This window comes from Porcipelethomonas ammoniilytica (genome assembly GCF_025567485.1).
GTDB lineage: Bacteria > Bacillota > Clostridia > Oscillospirales > Ruminococcaceae > Porcipelethomonas > Porcipelethomonas ammoniilytica.
Window position 1 is genome coordinate 4,195 of sequence record NZ_JAOQKH010000040.1, and the last position, 1,016, is coordinate 5,210.

Here is a 1,016-nt window from a genome sequence, read left to right on the forward strand (position 1 = left end):
AACAAGCATCTGACAGCCGTCAATCTTCAGGCACACGAAATGGAAGATATGATAGTGGAAAAACTCAAGGAGAACAGTTCGGAATACAAAGAAGCGGAGAATCAGGGAGATTACCTGAAAACAGTACAGCTTCAGAACAGTTTTCTGAAAACAGCAGAGGAAGAAATTCTGACAGAACTGATATACAAATAATCGGCAATACTCCGTACAGATACATTCCGCAAAAGACTTACAGAAAGTATGATACCGATATTGCTGCTAAAATTGCTGATAAGCTTGGGGAAAGCGGAATAAAATTCTCCGGTAAAATTGCCGGAGAAACAACAACTATTACAGTCAGCAAAGCTGATATTGAACGTCTGGAGGAGATTGCACACAGCTTTACAGCTGAAAAAGAACAATTCGCCATTGGCGAATCACATAAGCAATCCCATGAAGTACAACTTTCCCGTGCAGAATTTATAGAATACGCTACGGATAAGCTAATAAACGACATAACAGTAAGAAATGCTCATGAAAATTCGGATTTAGAAAACTTTAATAATGAAATAAACAAAAGTATATCGGAACTTTTCACTGAACTTATTGTCGGAAAAGAACAGATTGAAAATTATACTATTAACGAAATTGCACCTCTATACGATAAATTTCAAAGCGATGAAGCTTTCAGGGCAGACATTTGCAATATCATTTCCGAAAATGTTGATATTTCTCTGACGCAGCTTGAAATTACAAGAGATAAAGCCCAAGAACTTGGCATACCATTTCAGGTCAATGAAATTGTGGAGCTGCCAAAAAAAGAAAATCCAATGGATAAGGCTATCCGCTTGATCAATGAATACTGTGAAAAAGAATTTAGCTCTCCCGGTGACTTTTCAAATATGGATCACATTGAACTGGCATATAAACCAGATGAGGAAACCGGTCTTGCAGGTATAGAAGCTTATGCCGATCTTGAAACATACCGTATCGTAAAAGAACAGGATGGTAGAGTCGTTGATGAACAGCTTTTTAAT

At 37.5% G+C, this 1,016-nt stretch carries 1 protein-coding gene; it reads left to right on the forward strand.

From position 1 onward, the window contains the following. A partial coding sequence (locus OCV67_RS12705) for a hypothetical protein (RefSeq protein ID WP_178085162.1) occupies positions 1-1,016 on the forward strand: 1,016 nt, incomplete at both ends.